17 protein-coding genes are annotated in these 15,843 nt (G+C 60.0%); 14 read left to right on the forward strand and 3 right to left on the reverse strand.

Annotated features, from left to right (window positions below; translation table 11 throughout):
* Positions 1 to 4: 4 nt before the first annotated feature.
* From Q7T10_RS08085 to Q7T10_RS08100, 4 genes are all read left to right on the forward strand, one after another.
* On the forward strand, positions 5 to 325 hold the full coding sequence (locus Q7T10_RS08085) for an NAD(P) transhydrogenase subunit alpha (RefSeq protein ID WP_304747382.1): 321 nt from the start codon (positions 5 to 7) through the stop codon (positions 323 to 325).
* Positions 322 to 1,758: an NAD(P)(+) transhydrogenase (Re/Si-specific) subunit beta gene (locus tag Q7T10_RS08090; RefSeq protein ID WP_304747383.1), complete on the forward strand. Its 1,437-nt coding sequence runs from the start codon at positions 322 to 324 to the stop codon at positions 1,756 to 1,758. The genes Q7T10_RS08085 and Q7T10_RS08090 overlap by 4 nt, the downstream gene beginning before the upstream one ends.
* A 103-nt stretch (positions 1,759 to 1,861) precedes the next feature.
* Positions 1,862 to 3,535 carry a long-chain-fatty-acid--CoA ligase gene (locus tag Q7T10_RS08095; RefSeq protein ID WP_304747384.1) on the forward strand — a complete coding sequence of 558 codons (1,674 nt, stop codon included), beginning with the start codon at positions 1,862 to 1,864 and terminating at the stop codon, positions 3,533 to 3,535.
* The gene (locus Q7T10_RS08100) at positions 3,536 to 4,291 is read left to right on the forward strand and encodes a 5'-methylthioadenosine/adenosylhomocysteine nucleosidase (protein WP_304747385.1); all 756 of its coding nucleotides are present in this window, start codon (positions 3,536 to 3,538) and stop codon (positions 4,289 to 4,291) included.
* Positions 4,292 to 4,330: 39 nt separating this feature from the next.
* Here the strand turns inward: Q7T10_RS08100 and corA are convergent, their stop codons facing one another.
* Complete coding sequence (gene corA / locus Q7T10_RS08105; protein WP_304747386.1) at positions 4,331 to 5,317, reverse strand: magnesium/cobalt transporter CorA; 987 nt, start codon at positions 5,315 to 5,317, stop codon at positions 4,331 to 4,333.
* Positions 5,318 to 5,475: 158 nt separating this feature from the next.
* A complete protein-coding gene (locus tag Q7T10_RS08110; protein ID WP_304747387.1) occupies positions 5,476 to 6,681 on the reverse strand; it encodes a patatin-like phospholipase family protein in 1,206 nt (401 codons plus the stop codon).
* 234 nt (positions 6,682 to 6,915) lie between these two features.
* On the opposite strand from Q7T10_RS08110, the gene hpf reads away from it, so the two are divergent.
* The 3 genes from hpf (at position 6,916) to hprK (ending at position 8,796) form a co-directional block, all read left to right on the forward strand.
* Entirely contained in the window at positions 6,916 to 7,245 is a 330-nt protein-coding gene (gene hpf / locus Q7T10_RS08115; protein WP_304747388.1) for a ribosome hibernation-promoting factor, HPF/YfiA family, read from the forward strand.
* Between the two features lie 93 nt (positions 7,246 to 7,338).
* Positions 7,339 to 7,806, forward strand: coding sequence for a PTS sugar transporter subunit IIA (locus Q7T10_RS08120; RefSeq protein ID WP_304747389.1), 468 nt, complete (start codon positions 7,339 to 7,341; stop codon positions 7,804 to 7,806).
* Between the two features lie 39 nt (positions 7,807 to 7,845).
* Entirely contained in the window at positions 7,846 to 8,796 is a 951-nt protein-coding gene (gene hprK / locus Q7T10_RS08125; protein ID WP_304747390.1) for an HPr(Ser) kinase/phosphatase, read from the forward strand.
* 17 nt (positions 8,797 to 8,813) lie between these two features.
* Here the strand turns inward: hprK and fur are convergent, their stop codons facing one another.
* Entirely contained in the window at positions 8,814 to 9,260 is a 447-nt protein-coding gene (fur, locus tag Q7T10_RS08130; protein ID WP_304747391.1) for a ferric iron uptake transcriptional regulator, read from the reverse strand.
* Between the two features lie 85 nt (positions 9,261 to 9,345).
* On the opposite strand from fur, the gene Q7T10_RS08135 reads away from it, so the two are divergent.
* The 7 genes from Q7T10_RS08135 to holA all read left to right on the forward strand — a co-directional run.
* The gene (locus Q7T10_RS08135) at positions 9,346 to 9,888 is read left to right on the forward strand and encodes an outer membrane protein assembly factor BamE (RefSeq protein WP_304747392.1); all 543 of its coding nucleotides are present in this window, start codon (positions 9,346 to 9,348) and stop codon (positions 9,886 to 9,888) included.
* Positions 9,889 to 9,917: 29 nt separating this feature from the next.
* Positions 9,918 to 10,721 carry a 4-hydroxy-tetrahydrodipicolinate reductase gene (dapB, locus tag Q7T10_RS08140; protein WP_304747393.1) on the forward strand — a complete coding sequence of 268 codons (804 nt, stop codon included), beginning with the start codon at positions 9,918 to 9,920 and terminating at the stop codon, positions 10,719 to 10,721.
* Positions 10,718 to 11,371, forward strand: coding sequence for a MotA/TolQ/ExbB proton channel family protein (locus tag Q7T10_RS08145; protein WP_304747394.1), 654 nt, complete (start codon positions 10,718 to 10,720; stop codon positions 11,369 to 11,371). The genes dapB and Q7T10_RS08145 overlap by 4 nt, the downstream gene beginning before the upstream one ends.
* A 17-nt stretch (positions 11,372 to 11,388) precedes the next feature.
* Entirely contained in the window at positions 11,389 to 11,829 is a 441-nt protein-coding gene (locus tag Q7T10_RS08150) for a biopolymer transporter ExbD (RefSeq protein ID WP_304747395.1), read from the forward strand.
* Between the two features lie 42 nt (positions 11,830 to 11,871).
* Complete coding sequence (gene leuS, locus Q7T10_RS08155; protein ID WP_304747396.1) at positions 11,872 to 14,550, forward strand: leucine--tRNA ligase; 2,679 nt, start codon at positions 11,872 to 11,874, stop codon at positions 14,548 to 14,550.
* A 10-nt stretch (positions 14,551 to 14,560) separates the two neighbouring features.
* Positions 14,561 to 15,076 (forward strand): LPS assembly lipoprotein LptE, encoded by a 516-nt coding sequence (gene lptE / locus Q7T10_RS08160; protein ID WP_304747397.1) that lies wholly within the window; start codon positions 14,561 to 14,563, stop codon positions 15,074 to 15,076.
* Positions 15,060 to 15,843: DNA polymerase III subunit delta (gene holA, locus Q7T10_RS08165; RefSeq protein WP_304747398.1), on the forward strand; the 784-nt coding region annotated here is incomplete at its 3' end. The genes lptE and holA, both read left to right, overlap by 17 nt.

The raw sequence follows: 15,843 nt of genomic DNA on the forward strand, positions 1-15,843 counted from the left end.
CATCATGGATATTCTGTCTCCCACGATCACCAACCTGATCATCTTCGTGCTGGCCATCTACGTGGGTTACCACGTGGTCTGGACCGTGACACCAGCGCTGCACACGCCCCTGATGGCGGTGACCAACGCCATTTCCGCCATTGTGATTGTGGGCGCGATGCTCGCCGCCGCATTGACTGAAACCACATTGGGCAAAAGCATGGGCGTGTTGGCGGTGGCCCTGGCCGCTGTCAACGTGATTGGTGGCTTCATGGTCACGCGACGCATGCTGGAAATGTTCAAGAAGAAGGACAAGAAGGTTGCTGTGAAGGAGGGCTCCAAATGAGCATGAACCTCGTCACCCTTTTGTACCTCTTTGCCAGTGTCTGTTTCATTCAGGCGCTCAAAGGCTTGAGCCATCCCACCACCTCGATTCGCGGTAACCTGTTTGGCATGATCGGCATGGCGGTGGCGATGGTGACGACCGCCGCCCTGATCTACAAGCTGGCCGGTCAAATGGGCCAGAACGGCGCGTCTGGGCTGTCCTGGGTACTGGGGGCCTTGCTGGTTGGCGGCACCGCGGGCACCGTGATGGCCAAGCGCGTCGAGATGACCAAGATGCCTGAGCTGGTTGCCTTTATGCACAGCATGATCGGCCTGGCTGCCGTGTTCATTGCGGTGGCTGCAGTGGCAGAGCCCTGGGCCTTCAGCATTGCGCCCAAGGGGCAGGCCATTCCCATGGGTAACCGCCTGGAACTGTTCCTGGGCGCGGCCATTGGGGCCATCACTTTCAGCGGCTCCGTGATTGCGTTCGGCAAACTCTCGGGCAAGTACAAGTTCCGTCTGTTCCAGGGTGCGCCAGTTCAGTTCGCGGGCCAGCACAAGCTCAATCTGGTTCTGGGCCTGGCGATGCTGGGCTTGGGTCTGGCCTTCACAGCAACGGGCGACTGGACGGCCTTTTTTGCCATGCTGGCCATTGCCTTCGTCATGGGTGTGCTGATCATCATCCCGATTGGCGGGGCTGACATGCCGGTGGTGGTGTCCATGCTCAATAGTTATTCCGGCTGGGCGGCGGCAGGCATTGGTTTCAGTCTGAACAACGCCATGCTGATCGTCGCGGGCTCGTTGGTGGGAAGCTCGGGGGCAATTCTGAGTTACATCATGTGCAAGGCGATGAACCGCTCGTTCTTCAATGTGATCCTGGGGGGCTTCGGTGGAGAGGCCACGACGGCAGCGGCCGGCGCAGCGGTTCAACGGCCGGTCAAAAGCGGCAGTGCCGACGATGCCGCTTTTGTGCTGAGCAATGCCGAGACGGTGGTGATCGTTCCAGGCTACGGCCTGGCCGTGGCCCGCGCCCAGCATGCGGTCAAGGAGCTGGCGCAGAAGCTGACCGACAAGGGCATCACGGTCAAATACGCGATTCACCCGGTGGCCGGCCGCATGCCGGGCCACATGAACGTGTTGCTGGCCGAGGCGGAAGTGCCGTACGACCAGGTGTTCGAGATGGAAGACATCAACGGCGAATTCGGCCAGGTCGACGTCGCCATCATTCTCGGGGCGAACGACGTGGTCAACCCTGCCGCGCACGTCAAGGGCAGTCCGATCTACGGCATGCCGATTCTGGAGGCCTACAAGGCCAAGACCGTCATCGTGAACAAGCGAAGCATGGCCGCGGGCTATGCCGGCCTCGACAACGAGCTGTTCTATATGGACAAGACCATGATGGTGTTTGGCGACGCCAAGAAAGTGGTCGAGGACATGGGCAAGGCGATCGAGTGAGTTAGAGGCGGACGCCTCGAAAATACTAGGGAAAACACATTCGATGCAGGCCGTATCTACGGCGAGAATACTGCCGCTTATTTAAGATTTTGGAGACTAGACAATGACAGATCGTATTTGGCTCAAGAGCTATCCGCCAGGCGTTCCCGCGGATCTGGATACGTCGCAGTATTCGTCCCTGGTGGCCTTGATGGAGGAAAGCTTCAAGAAGTACGCCAGCCGGACTGCCTACAGCTTCATGGGCCGGGATGTGACGTACGGGCAAACCGATAGCCTGAGCCAGGCCTTTGCCGTTTACCTGCAAAGCCTGGGCCTGGCCAAGGGCGATCGCGTGGCCATCATGATGCCAAACGTGCCCCAGTACCCGGTGGCTGTGGCCGCCATCCTGCGCGCAGGCTATGTGGTGGTGAACGTCAATCCCTTGTACACGCCGCGCGAGCTGGAGCATCAACTGAAGGATTCCGGCTCCAAAGCCATTGTCATCATCGAGAATTTTGCCTTGACGCTGGAGAAATGCATTGCCGCCACCCCGGTCAAGCACGTGGTGCTGTGTGCCATGGGCGATCAGTTGGGTTTGCTCAAGGGTGCCTTGGTCAACTACGTGGTGCGCAACGTCAAGAAGATGGTTCCCGAGTACAAGCTGCCGGACGCAGTGCGCTTCAACGAGGCAGTGGCGCGGGGAACCCGGGGGTCGGTCAAAAACGTCAACATCAAGCCTGACGATGTCGCTGTACTGCAGTACACGGGCGGAACAACGGGCGTGTCCAAAGGTGCCGTGCTGTTGCATCGCAATGTGATCGCCAACGTGCTCCAGTCCGAAGCATGGAATCAGCCTGCCATGAAACAGGTGCCTGCCAATGAACAGCTGACCACAGTTTGCGCATTGCCGCTGTATCACATCTTTGCTTTTACCGTGGGCATGATGCTGTCGATGCGTACCGGTGGCAAACTGATTCTGATTCCCAACCCGCGCGATTTTCCGGCGGTCCTCAAGGAGCTGGCCAAGCACACCATCCACAGCTTTCCCGCAGTCAATACGCTTTTCAACGGGCTTGCCAATCATCCGGACTTCAATACCGTTGACTGGAGTCATCTCAAGGTCTCGCTGGGCGGCGGGACGGCGGTTCAAAGCGGCGTGGCCAAGCTGTGGTTTGAAAAGACCGGGTGTCCGATTTGCGAGGGCTATGGCTTGTCCGAGACCTCGCCATCCGCCAGCTGCAACCCGGTCACGGCCAAGGAGTACACGGGCACTATCGGCGTACCGCTTCCTGGTACTTACATGAAGCTGCTGGACGATGACGGCCAGGAGGTGGCCTTGGGCCAGTCGGGTGAGATTGCCATCAAAGGTCCCCAGGTGATGGCGGGTTACTGGCAGCGTCCCGATGAAACCGCCAAGGTCATGACTGCAGACGGCTTCTTCAAGTCGGGCGACATCGGGATCATGGATGAACGCGGCTTCTTCAAAATCGTGGATCGCAAGAAAGACATGATTCTGGTCAGTGGCTTCAATGTATTCCCGACTGAGCTGGAGGATGTCGTGGCCCAACTGGATGGCGTGCTGGAGTGTGCCTGCGTGGGTGTTCCGGATGCCAAGACCGGTGAGGCGGTCAAGCTGGTGATCGTCAAGAAGAACCCAGATCTGACCGAGGCGCAGGTTCGGGCCTACTGCAAGGAAAACCTGACCGGCTACAAGCAGCCCAAGGTTGTCGAATTCCGCGCCGAGTTGCCGAAAACCCCGGTCGGAAAAATTCTCCGCCGGGAATTGCGCGTCAAGTAATTGACCACCGCCATTCTCAGTGCCCTGGCCGAGGAACAACAGGGCTTGGTTGCGCGACTGACCAATCCTGTTCGGGTGACGCGCGCGGGTCGCGAGTTCTGGCGCGGTGAGTTGCAGGGACGCAGCGTGGTGCTGGCCCTGTCAAGAATTGGCAAGGTGGCGGCGGCCACGACGGCCACGACCCTGATCGAGGCATTCGGCGTGGGTCGCATCGTTTTCACTGGCGTGGCGGGCGGTGTGGGGCCAGGCGTTCAAGTGGGCGACGTGGTGGTCGCCACTGAGTTCGTCCAGCATGACATGGATGCGTCCCCGATTTTTCCCTGCTACCAGATTCCGCTTTACGGGCAGTCACGGTTCGCCTGTGACGACTTGCTGACTGCTATGCTTTTGGAAGCAGTCAAGGCAGGTTTGACGGGGGCTGGAGGCCAATTTAAGCAATTGAATTCGGGCAAAGGCGCGGGCGTGCATGCGGGGCTGATTGCCAGTGGTGATCGGTTTGTGTCTGGTGCCGACGAATCGCGGGCTTTGCAGGCTGCTTTGCAGGCGGCGGGTTTTGCAACGCTGGCCGTGGAGATGGAGGGAGCGGCCGTGGCCCAAGTGTGTTTTGACTATGGTGTGCCATTTGCGGCCGTTCGCACCATCTCGGACCGCGCCGATGATCAAGCACATGTGGACTTCCCCACATTTGTGGCGGAAGTGGCGAGCGGCTACGCGCTTGAAATTGTCAGCAACTTGATGCCGCTGCTACCAAAATAGTAGCTGCCGACGCTTTCCTGACGGCGGCGATGGTCTGATTTACTTCAACCAGCCGCGCTTTCTGAAATACCACATCGGTACCACCGCGCTGGCCACCATCAGCGCCAGGGCGTACGGATAGCCCAGCGACCAGTCCAGTTCAGGCATGTACTTGAAGTTCATGCCATACAGACTGGCAATCAGGGTAGGTGGCAACAGCGCCACGCTGGCCACCGAAAAAATCTTGATGATCTTGTTCTGGTTGATGTTGATGAAACCCACGGTGGCGTCCATCAGGAAGTTGATCTTGTCGAACAGGAAAGCCGTATGTGAATCCAGTGAGTCCATATCGCGCAAAATTTGCCGCGCTTCTTCAAACTGCTCGCCGTTGAGCATCTTGCTTCGCATCATGAAACTCACGGCGCGCCGGGTATCCATCACATTGCGGCGAATGCGTCCACTCATGTCTTCGTGGCGCGCAATGGCCCCCAGCACCTCACCCGCCATGACATCAGTCACATCGCCCGAAAGCACTTTGTTGCTGACCTTTTCGAGTTCATCGTAAATCCCCTCCAGTGTGTCAGCGGAGTATTCGGCGTCGGCGTCAAACAGCTTGAGCAGGACTTCCTTGGCGTCTTCAATCAGTCCGGGAGCCCGGCGTGCGCGCATGCGCAGCAGGCGGAAGACTGGTACGTCTTCATCGTGAATCGAAAACAGCACACCCTTGCTCTTGAGTTCGTCGTTTTCCAGATTCAGGATGAACGCGACACGCACGGTGTGGGGTTCTTCATTGTCGGCGACCAAAAAATCGCTACGGATGTGCAGTTCGCCGTTATCTTCCCTGTAAAAGCGTGCCGATTCCTCAATGTCCTCGTCCATCGCATCTTCCGGGATGGACAGGCCGTAGTATTGTTTGACCCAGCGCTTTTCCTCAAGGGTGGGGGACTCCAGGTCGACCCAGATTGGCTGGAATTTTGACAGTTCCGCCAATGACTCGATCTCTTCCTGGAAGAGGCGGCCATTGGCGAGCGTGAAGATGTTGAGCATGACTCACTCTCTTGTAATTGATTGCATCTGGCGGAGGTCGCTGGCCTTTGCTTTCAACCCCGATGCCGTCAAGGGAGTTGAAAGCTACCAACTGGGGCAGGTTTCCAAGGAGAGTTCTCCGGGAGTCAATGTGGCGAAATTATCGCATTGCAGGACAGTCATGCGCCACTGAAAAAGGCCAAAACTTCTGCTTTTCTCGCATAAGCGTCGTTTTCGCCCATGGCGATGAGCGCCTGCACAAAGCCGGGTTCGAACAACAGGTAGCTTGCCAGCGTCCCGCCGCCGCCCTTGAGGATGCCCAGACCACCCAAGGCATTGCGGGTAGGCGCTGGAAGCTCCCCGACGTGCTCCTGGGCGAGGGCATCCAGTGACTGCGTAGGCTGGATCGCCAGCACGTCAACAGGGCGGAACGGCAAGACCGATGCGGCTTCTCGTGGCAGTTGCCTGAGCGTTTGCGTGACGCGATGGGTCTGCTCTACGTCGGCACGCAGGGTGTCATGGAATACGCTGGCCATCGCATGGCCAGCGATGTTGCCCAACGCGGGCTCGCGCACGGGCGCGTCGGCCGCATGGCGGGCGAAACCCGCGCGCTCGGGTTGTCCTACGCCCACGGCAAACACCTTTTGAGCCCCCAGATGCAGGGCCGGTGACAGCGGCGAGATCTGCCGCATGGAGCCGTCGCCAAAATATTCCTGGTGACGATCCACCGCCAGACGGGTCGATGGAAACAGAAAAGGAATCGCGCTGGATGCCATCAGGTGCTCGATTCCGATGCGCTGAAATCCGGCGCGCCGCCCTGGGCGAGCCCACGCGCGAAACGGGTTGTCTGGCGCGGTGTGGCAAAACGTCCAATGAACACCACTCGTATAGCTCGAGGCTGTGACTGCCAGCGCCTCGATCGTGTGGGTGCGCAGGGCTTCCTCCACGCCCGGCAGCGACACCGCCCGCTGAAGGGTATCGCGCAGAGGCAGATTGTCAAGAATCGCGCCATTGGCCCGCGCGTGGCGTGACAGGCTCCATGCGGCGATCAACTTGTTGAAGCGTGCCCAGGGGGACACGTTCAGCTGGTAAACACCGGAGGACCTGAGGTCACCCCAAAACTGCGTCAGCCGTTCAAACGCCTGCAATCCGTTTGTCGCGTACCCTGCCAGACAGGCGGCATTGATGGCCCCGGCCGAAGTGCCCACCAGGACTTGAAACGGAAAGAATCTCGCAGTTTGAGGCTTCGACTTCAGGATGGACGCGAGCGCCCGCAGAACGCCCACCTGGTAGGCCGTTCGTGCGCCTCCACCCATCAGCACCAGTGCCGTGACGGGCCGGGCTGGACGGCTGAGACTGGCATGGATGATGGTGTCGAGGCTCATGCGCCCATTGTGCAGGGATGCAGGAGTTGGGCGCAAGCCTGACGAGCGAGGAGTCTCGACACTAGACGGTGCTGCAAATTCTTTTTTTGTTGCTTTGCGTCAAAGAAAGGGATTGCAATTCCAGCTTATCGGGGGCATAGTGAACTTGTCGACAATGTTTTTGAGTTCTGGTTTTGTGTGCTGCGTGCATTCCGCAGGCAGCTTTTTCAACCCGAGAGCAACAGGAGGCCATTTATGAACTTGACGATCAGCGGTCATCACCTCGAAGTCACCCCAGCCTTGCGCAGTTACGTTACGACCAAGCTTGATCGGATCATGCGGCATTTTGACCAGGTAGTAGATGTCAAGGTGCTACTCACTGTGGAAAAACAAAAGGAAAAAGAACGACGGCAACGAGCGGAATGCAATATTCATGTCAAGGGTAACGACATGTTTGCCGAGAGTTCGCATGCTGACTTGTACGCTGCTGTGGATGAACTGGTGGACAAGCTCGATCGACAAGTCGTTCGACACAAGGATCGCCTGCAAAATCATCATCACGATGCGCCAAAGCGATTGATGTGAGGCCGCAAGCCTGAATTCAGACCGAGCCGCCCGCTCCCGCGCGCGGCTTTTTTGCACCCGGGGTGGCTTGGGTGCATAATCTGCCACCCAATCATGAACCGACTCGCATCCATCCTGCCCGTTGCACAAGTGCTTGTGCATGTTGATGCCACCAGCAAGAAGAGAGCTTTTGAAGAAGCAGGCTTGCTGTTTGAAAACCTTCACGGCTTCAGTCGTTCGCTGGTCACCGACAGCCTGTTTTCCCGAGAACGTCTGGGATCGACCGGTCTGGGTCATGGGGTTGCCATTCCGCATGGTCGCATCAAGGGCCTCAAGGCGCCCATGGCGGCGGTGCTCCAGTTGGCCCATCCCATCGGTTTTGATGCGCCCGACGAACAGGCGGTCAGCCTGCTGATTTTCCTGCTGGTGCCCGAGGCGGCGACCCAAAAGCATCTGGAAATCCTGTCAGAGATTGCCGAAATGCTGAGCGACGGCGGGCTGCGCGAAAAACTGGCTGCCAGTGCCAGCGCGGCGGATCTGCATGACCTCATCGCCAAATGGCAATCGGCACAAGTGGCCTGATCACTGTCGGGCGACTCGCCTGACGCTACTGGATTCGATGTGAAACCTACCGTCGTCAGCGCCGATGTATTGTTCGAAGAGTTCCGTGGCACCTTGAAGTGGGAGTGGCTGGCGGGTCTGGGCGCCTCTGAGCGCCGCTTTGATGAGGTTGCCGTAACGGCCGCGCGCTCCGGGGCGGATCTGGTCGGTTACCTCAATTACATTCATCCCTATCGCGTCCAGATTCTGGGTCAACGCGAGATCGCCTACCTCACCAACGCGACGCCGGAAGATTGCGCCCGCCGGATTTCCAGAATCGTGACGCTGGAGCCGCCTGTGCTGGTTCTGGCCGATGGGCAGGTCGCGCCGGATGCCCTGCTGTCCATGTGCGAACGGGCCCAGATTCCGATGTTCGCGACGGAGGGTTCATCGGCTTTTGTGATTGATGTGCTGCGGGCCTATCTGTCCAAGCACTTTGCAGACCGCAGCTCAATGCATGGCGTGTTCATGGATATTCTCGGTCTGGGTGTGATGATCACGGGGGAGTCAGGGCTTGGAAAAAGCGAGTTGGGACTGGAACTGATCTCGCGCGGCAACGGTCTGGTGGCCGACGACGCAGTAGACCTGTTTCGCATCAATCAGGACACCATTGAAGGGCGCTGCCCCGAGTTGTTGATGAACCTGCTGGAGGTACGGGGCATCGGCCTGCTCGATATCCGGGCCATCTTTGGTGAAACGGCGGTTCGGCGAAGAATGCGTCTCAAGCTCATCGTGCACCTGGTGCGCCGCGAAACGCTGGAGCGCGAGTACGAACGCATCCCCTATGAGCCACTGACTCAGGACGTGTTGGGCGTTCCCGTGCGAAAAGTTGTGATCCAGGTGGTTGCGGGCCGCAATATTGCCGTTCTGGTAGAGGCAGCCGTGCGCAACACCATTCTGCAACTACGTGGGATTGACACCTACCAGGAGTTTGTGGAGCGCCACCGCAAGGCCATGGACTCGACTGAGTAAGGTCTGACGGCGCCGTCTCAGCTGTGACCGCGTGTGGAGACCGGCCGGTTCGGACATTTGTCCTTGACGCAATGAGCGTACAGGCTCAGGGCATGGTCGGCGATGGCAAAGCCCTTGGTCTTGGCGACCGCGTGCTGGCGCTTCTCAATTTCTGCGTCGTAAAACTCTTCCACTTTGCCGCAATCCAGACAAACCAGATGGTCGTGGTGCTGTCCCTCGTTGAGCTCATAGACTGCCTTGCCGCCCTCAAAGTGGCTCCGGCTCAGAATGTCGGCTTGCTCGAACTGGGCCAGGACGCGGTAAACGGTGGCCAGACCGACATCCGATCGCTCTTCCAGCAAGACGCGGAACACATCCTCGGCCGTCATGTGGCGCTGCGCGCCCTTCTGGAATATCTCCAGTATTTTTAGCCGGGGCAGGGTGGCCTTGAGTCCGGTGCTTTTCAGTTCGTCGATATTGGTCATGGCGGTCTCTCTCTTGCCGGCAGGCTGGCTGCCCTCACAGGTACAGCCGGTACAATGGAGCGATCATATCGCCACACCTTACCTCATGTCTGATCTTCAACGTCGTAGTACCAGGTTGACGCTGCTCCTCGCGGCAACTGCAGGCTTGGTGGCCTGTGGCAGCCTGAACAGTGCCAGCAACAGCATTGCCGGTGTGGTCACACCCTACAAAATGGACATTGTCCAGGGCAATTTTGTGTCGAAAGAACAGGCGGCCGCGGTCCAGCCGGGCATGAGCCGGACGCAGGTACGCGATATTCTGGGCACGCCTTTGCTGACCAGCATCTTCCATGCCGACCGCTGGGACTACGTCTTTACCTTCAAGCGTCAGGGGCTGGAGCCGCAGGCGCGCAAAGTCACCGTGTTTTTCAAGGGCGACGCGCTGGAACGCATTGAAGCCGATGCCCTGCCCACGGAAGCCGAGTTTGTGGCCTCGCTGGGTTCAGGACGGAAGTCGGGCAAAGTGCCGGTGCTTGAGATGACGGAAGAGAGTCTGAAGCAGTTGCCCGCCCCGGGAAGAACTGCCGAGCCAAAGCCGTTGCCGCCTTTGCCTGCGAGCTACCCACCGCTGGAACCTGCCGCTCGCTAGTCTGTGACTGATTCACTATGACTGACATCATGACCCATCGGATCACAGTAGCGGGCGCGTCCGGACGCATGGGACAGATGCTCATTGAGGCCATCAGCGCGGCTGACGATTGTGAACTGGCCGGGGCGCTGGACGTCGCTGGCCGTCCCGCGATTGGCACCGATGCGATGGCGTTTCTCGGTCAGACCAGTGGCACAGCGATCACGGCGGACCTTGGCGCAGGACTGAAAAATGCCCATACCCTGATTGACTTCACCCGGCCGGAAGGGACGCTGGCCCATTTGCGCGTTTGCCGTGAATTGGGTGTCAATATGGTGATTGGCACGACGGGCTTCAGCGATGCGCAGAAGGACGAGATTGCGGCCGCAGCCCAGGACATCGCCATTGTGATGGCGCCCAACATGAGTGTCGGGGTGAACGTCACCCTCAAATTGCTGGAAATGGCGGCCAAGGCCTTGGCCACCGGCTATGACATTGAAATCATCGAGGCCCATCACCGCCACAAGGTTGACGCGCCATCGGGCACGGCGCTGAAGATGGGCGAGGTGATTGCCGACGCCTTGGGGCGCGACCTGAAAGACTGCGCGGTGTATGCCCGTGAAGGGGTCACCGGTGAGCGCGATCCCTCCTCCATCGGATTTGCCACCATTCGGGGCGGCGACATTGTGGGCGACCACACGGTGCTGTTTGCGGGCATCGGTGAGCGTATCGAGATCACCCACAAATCGTCCAGCCGCACCACCTATGCGCAAGGCAGTCTGCGCGCCGTGCGTTTTTTGGCGGGTCAAAAAACCGGTCTGTTTGACATGTTCGACGTGCTCAAACTGAAATGAACGCGATCCAGTTGTTTTGGCAGGGTGACGGCGTTACCAAAGCGGTCGCGCTGCTGTTGCTGGCCATGTCGGTGGGCAGCTGGGTCGTCATTTTGTGGAAGGGATGGTTGCTGCATCGGGCCAGTGGCGACGTGGAGCGCTGTGTGGCGGCGTTCTGGCAGTCCGCGTCGGTGGATGAGGCGCTGCAAAAACTGAAGGCGTTCGACCGCGAGGCCCTCGTCATTCCAATGGTTATTGCTACGAAAATTGAAGCAAATGGCACGCTGGCTGCGGCCGGGGACAAGTCCCAGCAGTTGACCCGTGTATTGCGCGATGCGCTTCACCTGGCGCTGGCCAAACTCCAGTATGGCCAGGTGCTGCTGGCCACGGTCGGTTCCACTGCGCCGTTTGTCGGCCTGCTGGGCACGGTGTGGGGTATCTATCACGCGCTCATCGGCATTGCGAATGCCGGACAGGTCACGATCGACAAGATCTCGGGCCCGGTGGGTGAGGCGCTCATCATGACTGCAGCAGGCCTGGCGGTGGCCATTCCGGCCGTGCTGGCGTACAACGTGCTGGGTCGCTCGATCGGGCGGATTGAGGCGGAGCTGGAGGGGTTTGCCCGTGACCTGCGGGAACTGGCCGCCAGCCAGCCCGTCTGGCAGGCTTGAGCCGACCGGGGCAAGACATGTCTTTTGGCCGTCTAGAGCGCACCCAGGGCCCACAGCCGATGAGCGAGATCAACATGACGCCGCTGATCGACGTCATGCTGGTGCTGGTGGTCATTTTCATCATCACGGCGCCGCTGCTGGCCAGTTCCATCAAGCTGGACCTTCCCAAGACAGAGGCCGCCCAAGCCGGCGATGTGCCGAAGTCCGTGATGGTGGTGGTGGACAAGTCCGGACAGACCTTCCTCGGCGACAAACCGCTGGGTCTGGACGAATTGGCCACGAAGCTGGCTCAAACCGCAAAACTGAATCCCGACACTGAGGTGCAGCTGCGTGCCGATGCAGCGGTGCCCTATGGCCGCATCGTGGAAGTCATGGGTACGGCACAAAAAGCGGGCTTGAACCGGATTGGCTTTGTGGCAGACCCGACGCCGAACGTTACGCCCCAGCCCAAACCCTAAAATTGGCGGACTGCGATCCGTTGATCGCCTGAGTGAATCCAAATGCAAGAAAAATACAACCATCTCGACGTCGAAAAAGCAGCTCACAGCCACTGGACGGCGGTGGATGCCTACCGTGTGACTGAAGACAGGTCGAAGAAGAAGTTCTACGCCTGCTCCATGCTGCCTTACCCCAGCGGCAAGCTGCACATGGGCCACGTGCGCAACTACACCATCAACGACATGCTGACGCGCTATCTGCGCATGAACGGCTACAACGTCCTCATGCCGATGGGTTGGGATGCCTTCGGCCTGCCAGCCGAAAACGCGGCGTTGAAGAACGGCGTGCCCCCTGCCAAATGGACCTACGAGAACATTGCCCACATGAAGGGGCAGATGCAAGCCATGGGTCTGGCCATCGACTGGTCGCGTGAGATTGCCACCTGCGACCCGAGCTACTACAAATGGAACCAGTGGCTGTTTTTGAAGATGCTGGAGAAAGGCATTGCCTACCGCAAGACCCAGGTGGTCAACTGGGACCCGGTGGACCAGACCGTGCTGGCCAACGAGCAGGTGATCGACGGCAAAGGCTGGCGTACCGGTGCCGTGGTGGAAAAGCGCGAGATCCCGGGCTACTACCTGAAGATCACCGATTACGCCGAAGAGTTGCTGGAGCATGTGCAGACCGGTTTGCCGGGCTGGCCCGAGCGCGTCAAGCTGATGCAGGAGAACTGGATCGGCAAGAGCGAGGGCGTGCGCTTTGCCTTCACGCACAGTATTCAGGACGCCTTCGGCAAGTTGATTGACGACGGTCGCATGTATGTTTTCACCACCCGGGCGGACACCATCATGGGCGTGACGTTTTGTGCGGTGGCGCCCGAGCACCCCCTGGCCGCACATGCTGCTCAGACCAACGCAAAGCTGGCCGCATTTATCGAGGAGTGCAAAAAAGGCGGCACCACCGAGGCCGAGCTGGCGGTGCGGGAAAAAGAGGGCATGCCCACCGGCCTGTACGTGACCCATCCCCTCACGGGACACCAGATTGAGGTCTGGGTCGGCAATTACGTCTTGATGAGTTATGGCGATGGCGCCGTCATGGGCGTTCCGGCGCACGACGAGCGCGATTTCGCATTCGCCAAGAAGTACGGCATTGCCATCGTCGAGGTGGTGCTGGTGGACGGACAGACCTACGACTACGACCAGTGGCAGGACTGGTATGGCGACAAGCAGCGCGGCGTCACCATCAACTCCGACAGTTTCAGTGGCCTGCCCTTCAAGGACGCGGTCAACGCGGTGGCCCATGCCCTGCAACTCAAGGGCCTGGGCGAGAAGAAGACCACCTGGCGCCTGCGCGACTGGGGCGTGAGCCGCCAGCGCTACTGGGGTACGCCAATTCCGATCATCCACTGCCCGGAGCACGGCGCGGTGCCGGTGCCCGAGAAGGATTTGCCCGTCGTCTTGCCGCAGGACTGTGTGCCCGACGGTTCCGGCAACCCGCTGCACAAGCACGAAGGCTTCCATGCGGGCGTGGTCTGCCCCGTCTGTGGCGTGCCGGCCCGGCGCGAAACCGACACCATGGACACCTTCGTGGATTCCAGCTGGTATTACATGCGGTATTGCGACCCGACCAACACTGAGAAGATGGTGGCCGACGGCGCCGACTACTGGATGCCGATGGACCAGTACATCGGTGGCATCGAGCATGCCATCCTGCACCTGCTGTATGCGCGCTTCTGGACCAAGGTGATGCGTGACCTCGGGCTGGTGAAAGTGGATGAGCCTTTTACCAAGCTGCTGACGCAGGGCATGGTGCTCAACCACATCTACTCGCGCAAGGCCGACAAGGGCGGCATCGAGTACTTCTGGCCGCATGAGGTGGAAGACATCGCGGACGCATCGGGCAAGGTCATCGGCGCCAGGCTGAAGGCGGCCAAGGGCGATCTGCCCGCCGGCACGTCCATCACCTACGAGGGGGTGGGCACCATGAGCAAGAGCAAGAACAACGGCGTCGATCCTCAGGAGCTCATCGAGAAGTACGGCGCCGACACCGCGCGCCTGTACACCATGTTCACTGCGCCGCCCGAGGCCACGCTGGAGTGGAACGACGCCGGAGTGGAGGGGTCTTACCGCTTTCTGCGCCGCGTCTGGAACTTTGGCGTCAGGTTGGCTGCTATGGATACCGTAGCTGCTGGCGCAAACGCGACGGGGGCCAGAGCCCTGAAAGATATAAATTTCAGCAAGGAGGCGAAGGCTCTGCGGCTGGACATCCACACCGTGCTCAAGCAGGTGGACTACGACTACCAGCGCATGCAATACAACACCGTGGTGTCGGGCGCGATGAAGATGATCAACGCCCTGGAGGATTTCAAAGCCACGGAATCTGCCGGGGCGCAGGTGGCGCTGATTGAAGGATTCAGCATCCTGCTGCGCTGCCTGTATCCGGCCACGCCGCACATCGCGCACAGCCTGTGGAGCAGCCTGGGCTATGCCGGTACGCTGGGCGATCTGCTGGACGCACCCTGGCCGCAAGTGGACCCCAGCGCGCTGGTACAGGACGAAATTGAGCTCATGTTGCAGATCAACGGCAAGCTCAGAGGCGCTATCGTGGTGCCCGCGGCCGCATCCAAAGCAGAGATCGAACACGCGGCGATCCAGAGCGAGATGTTTCAGAAGATGGCTGACGGGGCGACCCCCAAGAAGGTCATCGTGGTGCCCGGGCGGCTGGTCAATCTGGTGGTTTGAAGCAACAACTATGAAACGTCGTTCCGTCCTCACGCTTATCAGTCAGGCCAGCCTCGCCACCCTCGCGCTGGCGGGCTGCGGCTTCAAGCTGCGCGGTAGCCAGAACTTTGCCTTCTCGAGCATTGCGGTCATGCCCCATCCGGGTGGTGCGGTGGCCATCGAGCTGCGCCGTTCTTTTGGCGGAGCGGTACGGGTGCTGGCACCCGATGAGCCGCTGGACAATGCGCAGATGGTGATCGACATACTGCAGGAACAGCGTGAAAAAACGGTGGTGGGGGTTAACAGCTCCGGCCAGGTCCGGGAGTTCCAGCTGCGGATCCGGGTGCGGTTCAGGGTGCGCACGCCGCAGGGCAAAGAGCTGGTGCCTGATACCGAAATCCTGCAGCAGCGCGACATCAGCTTCAATGAATCGGCGGTGCTCGCCAAGGAGGCGGAGGAGGCGCTGCTGTACCGCGACATGCAGACCGACATCGTGCAGCAGTTGATGCGCCGCCTGGCGGCCGTGGGCCATGCAGCTAGCTCCTAGTCAGCTCGCAGCGCATTTGCAGAAAGGCCTGAAGAGCCTTTACACGTTGCATGGCGACGAGCCCCTGTTGATCCAGGAGGCGGTCGATGCCATTCGCGCCGTGGCCCGCATGCAAGGCTTTACCGAGCGCACCTCGCACACGGTGGCCGGCGCGCATTTCGACTGGAGCGAGGTGCTGGCGGCGGGCGGCTCTTTGAGCCTGTTTGCCGACAAGCAGATTGTCGAGTTGCGCATTCCTTCCGGCAAACCCGGCAAGGAGGGCAGTGTCGCGATTCAGCATCTGGCTGAACAATCGCGCGGCAATGATTCGACACTCACCCTCGTCATGCTGCCACGCTTGGACAAGATGACGAAAAGCGGCGCGTGGTTCGCTGCACTGGAGAGTTTTGGCGTCACGCTTCAGGTCGAGCCGGTTGAGCGCAACGCCCTGCCGCAGTGGATTGCGCAGCGGCTTGCCGGCCAGGGCCAGCGGGTCGCTGCCGGTGAGGAAGGGCAACGCACGCTGCAGTTTTTTGCCGACCGGGTGGAGGGGAATTTGCTGGCCGCGCACCAGGAAGTCCAGAAACTGGCGCTGCTGTATCCCGCCGGCGAGCTCAGTTTTGAGCAGATCGAGAGCGCGGTGCTCAACGTGGCGCGCTACGACGTGTTCAAGCTGTCGGACGCCGTGCTGGCGGGGCAGATCATGCGCGTGCAACGCATGCTGGAGGGCCTGCAGGCCGAGGGCGAGGCCGCCGTGCTGGTGCACTACACCCTGGCCGAGGACATTC

Source organism: Rhodoferax sp., from assembly GCF_030646845.1.
Lineage (GTDB): Bacteria > Pseudomonadota > Gammaproteobacteria > Burkholderiales > Burkholderiaceae_C > Rhodoferax.